Consider the following 11,857-nt stretch of genomic DNA (forward strand, 5'->3'; position numbering starts at 1 on the left):
TACACGGCTCTGCACCAGAGATCGCAGGAAAAGGCCTTGCCAATCCAATAGCCATGATATGGACCATAAAAATTATGCTGGATTTTCTGGGACATGAGTCTTTGGGAGATGCTGTAATAAGAGGTATAGAGGATTCTCTAGAAAGCAGAGAGAGTCTTACCCCGGATATGGGTGGGAAAGGTACTACAAGCCAGGTGGGAGATATCATCTGCAATATTATAAATAAAAATTTAAGCTAAATAAATTTTTATGAAAACTAATATTAAAAAGTTCCCTGTGTTCCGTCTTTTGAGACAGAGCATCATGGAACTTTTCTTTTTTGCCTTTGCTGGTTCTTACTATGGAAACAATTTAGAAAATCATTTTTTCTATGGGGTCGTTGGTGCTTTCGACCTGAATATCTTTTGAAAAGATATTTTCTTGTCATTTATAAGAACTCCTCCTAAAATGAGAAGACCTCCCACAACCATTAACGGAGTGATCTTTTCGTCCAGTATAATCATAGAAGAGATCATTGCAACCAGTGGTATGAGATAAATAAAGTTAGTGGTTTTTATTATCCCGATTATATTTATTGCTTTGCTCCACATGATAAAACAGATGGATGACGCCACAAGAGCGAGATAAAATATACTGAAAGATACATCCTTATTCAACAGATATTCAAAATGTATTTTTACCTTAAAAAAATAAAGTACAGGCAGCATGAAAATCAAACCGTAAAAGAAGGTCTTTCTCACTAAGATTATTCCGGAATAACTCTTATCCACCTTTCTCAGAAGATTGGAGTACACCGCCCAGATAATAGAGCATACTACCGCCAGGATATCCCCTATAGGATTAAGCTTTAGCACCTTGTTCCCATTGTAAAGTATGATGAATATCCCTGTTATGGCCAGGGCAAATCCCAGAAGAAGGTTGGTATCAAATTTTTCATCCTCTGTAGTAAAGTGAGCTATTATCGATGAAAATATTGGTATAGAGGATACTATAAGCCCCACATTGGAAGCCGAGGTATATTTCAGTGCCAGATTTTCCACTAAAAAGTAAAGCATTCCTCCGGTAAGTCCCAGAAACAAAAACAGTTTCTCCTCCTGAAAGTTAAATTTAAAATTAAACGTCGGTTTTATAACCATTAAAAAGAGATAAGCTATTAAAAATCTTAAAAAAAGTGCTTCCAAAGGCGAAAAATAATTTAATAAATTTTTGGTAATTGCATAAGTCGTACCCCACACGAATATTGTTGTGAATGCCATGATATACCCTATGTACTTGTTGTTCATGTTAGCCCCCTATATTATTTCTATCTCTTATATTACTCCTATCCCAAGAAAATTAACTTTAGTTATTTCCCCTATCCTATCTTCAGGCATCTCATTGAGAGAGATGAATGATGTATCTCGTCAAATAAAAACTCTACCTTATCCCCCTTATCCTGCATGGCTGCAATATACAGAAGAGGAAGATAATGCTCATCAGTTGGAAGGGATAATTCGGCACACCTGCCGAAATTTTTATAAGATATAAGATTTTCGTGACTGCCAGTTCTTATAGAATCTGCTATATACCTGTCAAACTCCACAGCCCAGGTATGTGGGTTTGCTAAGGTTTCATGTCCCATCTCTCTGAGATTATGCACGATATTACCGCTTCCTATTACCAGTACTCCCATATCTCTCAGAAAAGACAGTTTTTTCCCAAGATTATAGTGAGAATATTCATTCAATCCCATATCGAGACTCATCTGTAAGACCGGAATATCTCCCTCTGGATAGATATGTTTCAGTACTGCCCACGAACCGTGATCAAGACCCCAGTAATCAGCCCCTGTAACTGTCATATTTTCTTTATTTAAAGTTTCTGCTATATATTTTGCAAGCTCTTTTTTCCCGCCAGGCTGATAAACCACATTGTAAAGTTCCTCTGGGAACCCATAAAAATCATATATTTGCCTGGGATCATCAGAAGAAGTTATGCTCGTGCCCTTTGTCTGCCAGTGTGCTGATATCACAAGAATAGCTTCCGGCTTCTCTATATTTTCAGATATTTTTTTCAGAGACTTTGTGAAGCTGTTGTCCGATATTGCATTCATTGGATTGCCGTGACCTACAAATAAAACAGGTTGTTTTTTTCTCACCGTGTACCTCCAAACATAGATGCATTAAATTTCTTTTTATATTATATATGATTTCTCTTGATTTTACCCAATAAATTATTTAATTTCAGATTAACACACACAAAACATCAACAAAAACAATCATTTTCTCAAGTTACATATATTTTATATATGTGTACACTATATATTATATAATTGCATTTATCTTCAAAAGAAGTTATAATCCATATATAGAATAAATTAATAATTATATCAGCATTAACAACATGAATAAAAAAAGATTAATAAATATATATTTTACAGAGGGTGGTTGATGTGCAACAGATTACCTCATCACATGGATTTGAAGAACACTTAAAAATGTGAGTGAATAAAAAAACAATCGGGAGAAAGTACTTCTAAAAGTACTGGCATAATGAAAAACTCATTATGCATTTGTAGCGCTTTAATTGTCAACCTAAATGGTTGATGCTGAAATCGCAAAGTAGGAGGGGGATTTTTATGAAAAACTTAAACATGATGGATACTGAGGTATTTTACGAATATGAGGAATTAATAATGGATACAAATCACTATGTATATGACGGTGCAGGTTCTGGTGTGGACTGTGAAATAGTTGAGGAGATCTATAGATTTGAAACAAAAACAGATGCTTTTGAAGATATAAAAAACCTTATAGAGGATACAAACCACCACATTTATGACGGTGCACCAGACTCAGGACTTTATTGTAGTGCAGAAGAAGAGATCTATAGATTTGAAGAACCTGCAGCTTTTCAAGAGATAAAAGACCTTATAGAAGATGCAAACCATTATGTCTATGACGGTGTTGCAGTCTAATTATTGGTTTATTGAAAATAAAAAAATTATATGAATAAAATCTCAGAGTTATCTGGGATTTTTTATTTTTTTGAAAATCTCAAATTAGATTTTTTAATGCCTCTAAGATTACTTACTCATTGGAAAAGATATTTTATTTCTTGTTTACTAATTCCACACCTCCAGGTTGAACTTCATAATGGATATCTCTTTCTTCAAGTATTTCATAAATTGTCAACCGTAACAGCTATCTGCTCAAAACTTTCCTGCTTTCAGATTATTATGCTCTCCAAACATTGACAAAAATTATAATTTTTTATATTAACATATATTTCATATATGGTTCTTCTATATATTATATAATTGCATTTATTTTCAAAAGAAGTTATAATCCATATATAGAATAAATTAATAATTACATCAACATTAACAACATAAATAAAAAAGATTTGTATATATTTTACAGGGGGTGGTTGATGTGCAACAGATTACCTCATTACATGGTTTTGGAGAACACTCAAAAATATGAGGAAATAGCCAATCTTAACTAAACAATCGGGAGAAAGTACTTCTAATAGTACTGGCATGATGAAAAAAAACATTATGCTTTTGTAGCGCTGTAACTGTCAACCAGCTGGTTGATGCTGAAATCGCAAAGTAGGAGGGATTTTTATGAAAGACTTAAACAAATTAGATGCCGAGGTATTTTACGAATATGAGGAATTAATAATGGATACAAATCATTATGTATATGATGGTGCAGGTTCTGGTATGGACAGTGAAATAGTTGAGGAAATTTACACCTTTGAATCAACAGTTGATGTTTTTGAAGATATGAAAAATATTATAGAGGATACAAACCACCACATCTATGATGGTGCCCTAGATTCAGGACTCTACTGTGATGCACAGGAAGAGATCTATAGATTTGAAGAACCTGAAGTTTTCCAGGAGATAAAGAACCTTATAGAAGATACAAACCATTATGTCTATGATGGTGTTGCAGTCTAATTATTGGCTTATTAAAAAATAATAATCTAAAAATAAAATCTCAGAATTATCTGGGATTTTATTTTTTTTGAAGTTTTTTTAAAAAATTTCAAATTATATTTATCAAATTTACTTCAATAAATACAAAACAAGGCACCTTAGAGACGCCTTGTTCATTTAAATAATTATTTTATTTATTATTTACTCTCTCTAAATATTCACCATTTCTTGTATCAATTCTGATAATATCTCCGATATTTACAAATAGTGGTACACTTAGTTCATACCCAGTCTCGATAGTAGCTGGCTTCAGTACCTTACCAGTAGTATCTCCTCTTAATCCAGGCTCTGTGTAAGTAACTTCTCTCTCTACAGAGTTAGGAAGCTCTACACCTACGGGTCTCTCTTCATATAATAGGATGTCTATGAACATCTCTTCCTTCAGGTAGTTTGTAGCATCTCCTAGATCGTCAGCTGTAAGGGCGATCTGCTCAAAACTTTCTTGATCCATAAAGTTGTAGTCTCCTCCAACTTCATATAGGAATTGCATTGTCTTTTTATCAAGTCTGATGTCATCAAGCTTATCCGATGCCTTCATAACTTCTTCTTTTATCTGCCCTGTAATAAGATTTTTCATTTTAAATTTTACAACTGCAGAGTTTCTCCCTGATTTGTTGTAAGTAGCCTTTTGAATTATAAATACTTCTTCACCTATTTTGATGATATTTCCAGATGAAACTTCTTGTGCTGTTTTCAATGTTCTGTCCTCCTAATTTCCTTTTTCTATATTGTATCACAGTCTTAAAAGATTGGCAAAGTGAATATTTTGTTTAAAAAAAACCAGCAATAACAGTCTTTCAAAGACCAAGGCTTTTGATTTTAAAAACCATTTTCAGAAAGATTTTTTTTCAAAAAACGCAACAATTTATCTGCAAGATTTCCGTTTTCTTTTACGTAATTTGAGACTGATCCAAAAGCTTCTTTTTCCTTCTCATATTCACTGAAAAAACCTGAAAAGTCTTCTTCTTCCAGATTATAATGATTTTCTGACCTGGAATTGTAATTATACATTATTTCAGAATAATTTTCGTAAATCTTTTCTGGTATTTTACCCTTTATAAAAGAGAGAAACCCATCTACTTTATTCATATGCTCTCTCTCTTCTTGGCAGTAAGCATGCCAGAGAAAAGGTTTTCCAGAAACAATGGCCCTAGAAAAACTTTCCTCTCCCCTGACAAGATTAAAATCAGAGTTGTACAAAATCTTATCATAGAGATCCTGCTCCACATAATCCATGAATATTACCCCTATATTTTTAAGGGTTTTTAACTTTTCTGTGATGATCATTCCATCCTTACTCATTTCACCGAAAACCAAGAGGACAACCTCTCTTTTAAAACCTTCGAGGGTATCCAAAAACTTCTGAAAATTGTACTCATAAGAAAAAACAGTACCTACAAAAGTATCTTCTTTTACAAGGGCTTTAGATTCACCGGAAAAAATCTTTTCTGAATGATCTGAAATTACCTCGTTAAAAAAATCTGATCTGTTTTTCAAAGGTTCATACTCACCTATAATAAGACCTCCGCTCCAGTTTTCAAAACCAGGCATATAGAAATATTTTTTTACATTTTTCAGATTTATATATGAACTTTGAAGATGATACTCTTTTGCCCACTCCTCAGCTGTGAGATATTCCAAATTTATTACTATTTTCAGATCTTCAGAGGAATTTTCCAGGTATGCTTTTGGTATTTCACATCCGTAGGCTTCTATAGCCACCTGAGCATTACCAACATTCACATAGTCCCCATCACTCATTTTTTTCATATCAAAGTAGGTTATATCTTCTATAATCTGAATTTTTTCATTTATATTAATTTTTTTATTTATTTTTGAAAAAGTTTCTGAGTCATTGAAAAAAACTCTTACTTCTAGCTCTGCATCTTTCTTTTTTATCTCCTTAGCCAGCCTATAAACAAAGCCTATATCACCAAAATTATCTATTATATCACAGAATATATCTATACTTTCTAACATCTCATCCCTCTGCCATCTATTTAAATTTTCCAAAGTAAATCTTTCGGATTACTTTATTATATCAGTTTTTCTTATTTATACAAAAGACAGATAAATATGTAAGCTTAATTTAAAAAATGAATTTTGATCCAAGAGGATTTTAATAAAATCACAGTGAAATGTAAATCTGATTCAAATAAGCTCTGCTTTTAAACATAGCTATCATTTCTATATACACTGAACCGATAGTTTTTTGAGTTTTTTATTATTTTTTAGTAAAAATATTCCTGTAATCATAAATATTATTACATCACTCACCGGAGCAGCAAACCAAATACCATTCAAACCAAAATATTTTGGCAATATAATAAGCAGAGGAATAAACAGTCCTATCTGCTTGAATATATTTAAGAATAATGATTTATGTGCCTGTCCCACAGCCTGGAAGTAATTGGCTCCTACAACATAAATGGAATTTAAAACAACTAAGGCCATAAAAATTCTTATTCCGCTTTTTCCTATCTCCAAAAGTTCCACATTACCGTTGTTAAATAGATTTATAAAAAATTCAGGCACTATCATAATCATAATAGTCAGTATTGAAGAGATGAACACCCCATAGACAAGGGCCGTGTTTAGTATTTTTTTGACTCTGTCATATTTTTGAGCCCCATAGTTGTATCCCAATAAAGGCTGCGCCCCATGGATTATTCCCGAAAGTGTCATCATGAGAAACATAAATACACTGTTTATTGCTCCCATAGCTCCCACAGCCATATCTCCTCCATATTTCAAAAGAGCCCTGTTGGCAAAAACCGCCACCAAGCTGTTTGCTAACTGAAGGGTAAATGGTGATATTCCGATAGAGAAAATTTCTTTTATTATTTTAAAATCAGGTTTTAAATATTTCAGTTTCAATTTTATATTACTTCTATCGCTGTATAAGAAATGATATAAAACCATTATCGATCCAACTATATTTGCAATGGCAGTTGCCATGGCAGCTCCTTTTATTCCATAATCAAGTACAAATATAAATATAAAATCTAAAAATACATTTGTCAAAGCTCCTGCAATCATTATTATCATTGAAAACTTTGGATTTCCCTCTGCTCTCAGAAGATTATTTACCCCCATGGCTATAAAGTCAAATAGCACCAAAAAATTTATAATATACAGATAGTCCTTTGCGTACATGATGGTATTTTCAGTAGCTCCAAATATAATCATCAGTCTGTCCATAAATAAGTAACCCATGATCATTAGCATGATACTGAATACTCCGTAGAGGGTAAATACGTTTCCCAGAACATGGTTTGCTTCCTCTTTTCTTCCCTGCCCCAGCCTGAGAGAAACTATACTTCCCCCTCCATGACCTACCAGCATCCCTACTGCTATATAAATTGTAAATATAGGAAAGGTAATACTAATCCCCGCCATGGCATAGGGACCGAGACACTTTCCGATAAACATCCTGTCCACTACATTATAGAGAGCAAATACAAGGCTAGAAATTATAGCAGGTACAGAAAACTCTATGAGGAGTTTACTTATTTTTTCTTCGCCTAATCTTTTTATTTTTTCCAATTGGAATCTCCTCCACTTTCTAAATAATCTTTGATATTTGATTTTATACGGCCTGAAACTTTTAAAAATATCTCCATTTCATCTTGAGTAATACCCTGGGAGAATACTTCTTTTTCCAGAGTGTCTAAATTTTTGAGTTTAGGTAAAATATCTTCAGCCTTTTTAGTGGGATAAATTTTTTTTGACCTTCTGTCATTTTCATCTTCTACTTTTGTGATATAACCGTTTTCTACAAGTTTTTTCACGGATTTGGCAATGGTTGTTTTATCTACCCCTATATTTTTACTGAGAGCATCCTGGCTTATCCCTCTGTTTCTGCACACATCTAAAATAATGATAAACTGTCCATTACCCAGTTGGTATTCATCCAGATGAAAATCCAAAAATTTTCTTATCTCAATATTTAAAAATTTTACTGTTTTTCCTAAAGGTTCTTTTATCATAAAACATCTCCCTTCAATTAGTTGGTAAGCATGCTAAATTGTTGCATTGTAGTATAACAAACTATAGTTGGTCAGTCAACTAATTTCAGTTTTTTAAGTTCGTTTTTTTAGCACAAAACTGCAGAGTTAAAAACACTTTAAAGAGCCACAAAAAAAAAGGCTTTTCATCATAGAAAAGCCTTAATTTTTATACGTACTGATATGAAAGATTTTTCAGCTTTCTGTTGTTTTTTACCAGGAAAAATCCCGTAGTGGCAAATACTATTAAATCACTCACAGGAGCAGCTAGCCATACTCCGTTTATCCCAAAATATTTTGGCAGAATAATAATCATTGGAATAAAAAGGACTAGTTGTTTAAATATGTTTAAAAATAGAGATTTATTGGCCTGTCCCACAGCCTGAAAATAATTAGCCCCTATAACATAGATTGCATTGAAAACTATCAAGCTCATATAAATCTTTATCCCGTTTTCTCCTATTGCCAAAAGCTCAGAATTTCCATTATTAAAAAGATTTATAAAAAATGCTGGTTTCATCATAACAGTGATCGTTAAAACAGATGCGAGGCATATCCCGTAGATAAGGGTCATATTTAATATCTTTTTTACCCTGTCATATTTTTGAGCCCCGTAGTTATATCCTATGAGAGGCTGTGCTCCCTCAGTTATTCCTGAAAGAGTCAGCGCGAGAAACATAAAGATACTGTTTATTGCTCCCATAGCACCCACGGCAATGTCTCCTCCATATGTCAAAAGGGCCCTGTTGGCAAAAACCGACACCAAGCTGTTTGCTAACTGAAGAGTAAATGGCGATATTCCGATAGAGAAAATCTCTTTTATTATTTTAAAATCAGGTTTGAGATGTTTCAGTTTTAATTTTAGATTGCTTTTGCTGCTATATAAAAAATGGTATAAGACCATTATCGACCCAACTATATTTGCAATGGCAGTTGCCATGGCAGCTCCTTTTATTCCATAATCAAGGACACATATAAATATGTAGTCTAAAAATACATTTGTCAAAGCTCCTGTAATCATTATTATCATGGAAAGTTTTGGATTTCCCTCTGCCCTCAAGAGAGTGTTTACCCCCATGGCTATAAAGTCAAATAAAACAAAAAAGTTTATTATATACATGTAACCTTTTGCATACATGATTGTATTTTCAGTAGCTCCAAATATAAACATCAGTTTGTCCATAAATAAGTGACCCATGATCATTAGCACAATACCGAATACTCCATAGAGGGTAAATACATTTCCCAATACATGGTTTGCTTCTTCTTTTTTTCCCCGGCCCAGTCTCAGAGAAACTATACTTCCCCCTCCTATGCCTACCAGCATTGCCACTGCTATATAAATTGTAAATATAGGAAAGGTGATGCTTACTCCTGCCATAGCATATGGACCCAGGAATTTCCCGATAAACATTCTGTCTACCACATTATAGAGTGCAAATATAAGAGTTGCAATTATTGCCGGCAGGGAAAATTCTATGAGGAGTTTACTTATTTTTTCTTCACCTAATCTTTTTATTTTTTCCAATTTGAATCGCCTCCATCTTCTAAATAATATTTGATATTTGATTTTATACGGCCTGAAACTTTTAAAAATATCTCCATTTCATCTTGCGTAATACCCTGGGAAAATATTTCTTTTTCCAGAGTGTCTAAATTTTTGAGTTTAGGTAAAATATCTTCAGCCTTTTTAGTGGGATAAATTTTTTTTGATCTCCTGTCTTTTTCATCCTCTTCTTTTGTGATATAACCGTTTTCTACAAGCTTTTTCACAGATTTGGCAATGGTTGTTTTATCTACCCCAATATTTTTACTGAGAACATCCTGGCTTATCCCTCTGTTTTTACACACATCTAAAATAATGGTAAACTGTCCATTCCCCAGTTGGTATTCATCGAGATGAAAATCCAAAAATCTTTTTATCTCAGTCTTTAAAAACTTAACTGTTTTTCCTAAAGGTTCTTTTATCATAAAACATCTCCCTTTAATTAGTTGGTAAGCATACTAATTTGTTATAAAGTTAGTATACCAAAATATAGTTGGGTAGTCAACTAATTTTCAGTTTTTTTTAAGCTTGTTTTTTTAGTACAAAGTTGATAGAATTGTAGGACACTTCAAAGAGCTAAAAGGGGAAGGCTTTTTAAAGCATATTCATGATTTATTATAAAGGGGGGAATTATGTCTGAAAAATTTGATACTCATGGAACGGCTGAAGTTTGTGATTTCCACAGAGAAAATATCCAGGTGTTCCAGCCTATGTCTTTAAAATCTTACGGGGGGAAAACACGTTGCAGCGGAGAGGTTGTGACAGTTTCCTTAGATGAAGACAATTCTACATTAAAGACATTACTTCAGACTCCGGGAAATGGTCGTATTGCAGTGGCAAAGGTCACAGGAAATTTTTGTGCAGTGGTAGGAGACAACCTTTGCAAGTTCGCCATAGACAATAACTGGGGCGGAATAGTTGTAGATGGTTTTGTGAGAGATACCAATATGCTGAAAACAATGCCTATGATGGTACTGGCACTAGGAACTTATCCTCTCAGGAGCAGCAAAAAATCCCAGGGGACAATAGGAGACACTCTTGAGATTGCCGGAGTCAAAATTGACCATGGATCGTATATTTACTGTGACGAAGACGGTGTTGTCCTTGCCAAAGAAAAATTTTCTGATATTAATTTTGTAAAGTAACATGAAAATCTGTTTTTAATTGAAAAAATCAGTCTATACCGAGAATAACTTCGGTATAGACTGATTTTTTTACACTCCGTATAATGAATGGATATAATCTCTTCCTGCCTTTGTTTTAAAATATTTCTTTTTAATAATTGCAGCAGTCTCTGAATTCATATTGTCCTCATATATATTTACAAGGAAATCAGCCTCTACAAGTATCTGAAAATCAAGCTCATCTATCTTGTCATAACTGTGATGATTACCTATAAGGTAATATACTCTTTCCTTTATTTTTTCAGATAAGTCAATATCTTTGATGAGTTCTTTAGCTACACCTGGACCCTCCAATTCCTGATACTTTCCTCCAGAGGAGTTGTATTTTTTCTCACTTATTTTTATGCCTATGTCGTGAAGAATGGCTGATATCTCCAGTGTTTTCTGTTTTTCCCTGTCCAAGTTTTCTGATTCCCCTATACTTTTTGCAAAACTATGGACTTTCAAGGCATGATTCACCCTTCTCACATCCATTTCGAAATAAGAGATCATCAGTTTTAAAATTGCATTTATTTCCATGTAAAAAAACCTCCGGTAAAATTTTATAACAGTATCTTAAAGAGATCCTCTACACCGTTTGCGGTATAGTCTGGAGAAGCAGCCTCTATCTCTCCGGGAGCTGCAAAACCATAGTTCACACCTATAGCGGCTATGCCGTTTTCCCTGGCTCCCTCTATATCAAACTTTCTGTCTCCCACCATGACAGCCCTGTCCTTTGGAATTTCCGGAAATCTTTTTAAAGTCTCAGAAATTATTTTGTTTTTATGATAAAGAGTATTATCCAGGCTGCTTCCTATGACCACATCAAAATATTGGCTCAGAAGAAAATGGTCCAGTATTTTTTCAGAAAACACCTGTGGCTTAGATGTAGCTACTGCCAGTTTTATCCCTTTTTCTTTTAAAGAAGACAGAAGAGTATTGATATTATGAAATGGTATATTTTCGTATAAACCGTTCTTTGCATAATATTCTCTGAATATTTTCAAAGCTTTTTCTGAATCACTTTCAGAGAATTTATAGTATCCCCTGAAGGAATCCACAAGGGGTGGCCCTATAAACTGTTCTAATTCTTCTAATGGTGGTGGGTTTATCCCCATCTCAGAAAGGGTATGGCTCACAGATTTTGTGATTCCCA

The 11,857-nt window shown here is 33.7% G+C and carries 14 protein-coding genes; 4 read left to right on the plus strand and 10 right to left on the minus strand.

Annotated features, from left to right (window positions below; translation table 11 throughout):
* Positions 1–239: isocitrate/isopropylmalate family dehydrogenase (locus tag ABZA26_RS01580; protein ID WP_372712765.1), on the plus strand; the 239-nt coding region annotated here is incomplete at its 5' end.
* A gap of 129 nt (positions 240–368) precedes the next feature.
* Here ABZA26_RS01580 and ABZA26_RS01585 read toward each other — a convergent pair.
* Together ABZA26_RS01585 and ygiD are read right to left on the minus strand one after the other, a co-directional pair.
* Entirely contained in the window at positions 369–1,283 is a 915-nt protein-coding gene (locus ABZA26_RS01585; RefSeq protein ID WP_372712766.1) for a DMT family transporter, read from the minus strand.
* Between the two features lie 71 nt (positions 1,284–1,354).
* Positions 1,355–2,137, minus strand: coding sequence for a 4,5-DOPA dioxygenase extradiol (gene ygiD / locus ABZA26_RS01590; protein ID WP_372712767.1), 783 nt, complete (start codon positions 2,135–2,137; stop codon positions 1,355–1,357).
* Between the two features lie 480 nt (positions 2,138–2,617).
* Between ygiD and ABZA26_RS01595 the strand changes: the two genes are divergently transcribed.
* Entirely contained in the window at positions 2,618–2,956 is a 339-nt protein-coding gene (locus tag ABZA26_RS01595) for a hypothetical protein (RefSeq protein ID WP_372712768.1), read from the plus strand.
* Positions 2,957–3,607: 651 nt separating this feature from the next.
* Positions 3,608–3,946, plus strand: a complete 339-nt coding sequence (locus ABZA26_RS01600) for a hypothetical protein (RefSeq protein WP_372712769.1) — start codon at positions 3,608–3,610, stop codon at positions 3,944–3,946.
* A gap of 169 nt (positions 3,947–4,115) precedes the next feature.
* Here ABZA26_RS01600 and efp read toward each other — a convergent pair whose 3' ends face one another.
* From efp to ABZA26_RS01630, 6 genes are all read right to left on the minus strand, one after another.
* Positions 4,116–4,682: an elongation factor P gene (gene efp, locus ABZA26_RS01605; protein ID WP_372712770.1), complete on the minus strand. Its 567-nt coding sequence runs from the start codon at positions 4,680–4,682 to the stop codon at positions 4,116–4,118.
* Positions 4,683–4,804: 122 nt separating this feature from the next.
* Positions 4,805–5,998, minus strand: coding sequence for an elongation factor P maturation arginine rhamnosyltransferase EarP (gene earP / locus ABZA26_RS01610; RefSeq protein ID WP_372712771.1), 1,194 nt, complete (start codon positions 5,996–5,998; stop codon positions 4,805–4,807).
* A 174-nt stretch (positions 5,999–6,172) separates the two neighbouring features.
* Entirely contained in the window at positions 6,173–7,531 is a 1,359-nt protein-coding gene (locus ABZA26_RS01615; RefSeq protein ID WP_372712772.1) for an MATE family efflux transporter, read from the minus strand.
* Entirely contained in the window at positions 7,519–7,974 is a 456-nt protein-coding gene (locus tag ABZA26_RS01620; RefSeq protein WP_372712773.1) for a MarR family winged helix-turn-helix transcriptional regulator, read from the minus strand. The genes ABZA26_RS01615 and ABZA26_RS01620 overlap by 13 nt, the downstream gene beginning before the upstream one ends.
* Before the next feature lie 187 nt (positions 7,975–8,161).
* A complete protein-coding gene (locus tag ABZA26_RS01625) occupies positions 8,162–9,520 on the minus strand; it encodes an MATE family efflux transporter (RefSeq protein ID WP_372712774.1) in 1,359 nt (452 codons plus the stop codon).
* A complete protein-coding gene (locus ABZA26_RS01630) occupies positions 9,508–9,963 on the minus strand; it encodes a MarR family winged helix-turn-helix transcriptional regulator (protein ID WP_372712775.1) in 456 nt (151 codons plus the stop codon). Before ABZA26_RS01630 ends, ABZA26_RS01625 begins: the two co-directional genes overlap by 13 nt.
* Positions 9,964–10,170: 207 nt before the next feature.
* Between ABZA26_RS01630 and rraA the strand changes: the two genes are divergently transcribed.
* Entirely contained in the window at positions 10,171–10,683 is a 513-nt protein-coding gene (rraA, locus tag ABZA26_RS01635; protein WP_372712776.1) for a ribonuclease E activity regulator RraA, read from the plus strand.
* Between the two features lie 69 nt (positions 10,684–10,752).
* On the opposite strand, the gene ABZA26_RS01640 is transcribed toward rraA, so the two are convergent.
* Positions 10,753–11,241 (minus strand): HD domain-containing protein, encoded by a 489-nt coding sequence (locus ABZA26_RS01640; protein WP_372712777.1) that lies wholly within the window; start codon positions 11,239–11,241, stop codon positions 10,753–10,755.
* Positions 11,242–11,264: 23 nt separating this feature from the next.
* The coding region (locus ABZA26_RS01645) for an HAD hydrolase-like protein (RefSeq protein WP_372712778.1) at positions 11,265–11,857 on the minus strand (593 nt) is incomplete at its 5' end.

Origin of the sequence: Ilyobacter sp. (genome assembly GCF_041583315.1) — a bacterium.
Taxonomy (GTDB): Bacteria; Fusobacteriota; Fusobacteriia; order Fusobacteriales; family Fusobacteriaceae; genus Ilyobacter.